The sequence below is a fragment of the Salinivibrio sp. SS2 genome (assembly GCF_001722075.1).
Taxonomy (GTDB): Bacteria; Pseudomonadota; Gammaproteobacteria; order Enterobacterales; family Vibrionaceae; genus Salinivibrio; species Salinivibrio proteolyticus.
The window spans coordinates 1-523 of record NZ_MEBP01000051.1 but is presented as its reverse complement, the minus strand read 5'-3'; the positions used below and the strand labels follow the sequence as shown (position 1 = coordinate 523).

The following is a 523-nucleotide window of genomic DNA, read 5'->3' as shown; positions in this document are numbered from 1 at the left end:
ATCATTAAAAAAGTCATCAATGATCGCTTGGTACTCTCCGGTGGCTTTCATATCTGCTAACGCGTGATCAAATTGGTCGCGCAGAGCTGATAGCCCTTGCACTTTAGAAAAGGCAATGTAACTGGGGGTGTCTTCAATCGGATGGGGGTTGATCTCGACAATACCTTTCATATTCAGCTGACTAATCAGTGCGCGTGCACCAAAATGGTTACTGAGCCACAAGCGAGATCGGCCACTTTCCAACATCCGAAGGCACTGTGGCGCGCGAGTCAGGCGGAAAACCTGATCGAATTGATTTTGCGCCAAGGCAGCATCCATTCGACTGCCGTAGCTGACTTGATTGATCACGCAGACGGAGTAAGCGCTAAAATTGAACGATTGAATAGCCTCTTCAGAGATACTGACATCGGGGCGATGAACAAATCGGATCCCTTGCTGAAATAAAACCTGCTCAGAGTAATCGAGAAAGGCCTCGCGCTCTGACGTTTTGAATATGGTGAATATACAACATCCGCTGCCGACG

1 protein-coding gene is annotated in these 523 nt (G+C 48.2%); it reads right to left on the bottom strand.

Annotated features, from left to right (window positions below; all coding sequences use genetic code 11):
* On the bottom strand, positions 1–523 hold a 523-nt coding region (locus BGK46_RS02550), incomplete at both ends, for a substrate-binding periplasmic protein (RefSeq protein ID WP_069586899.1).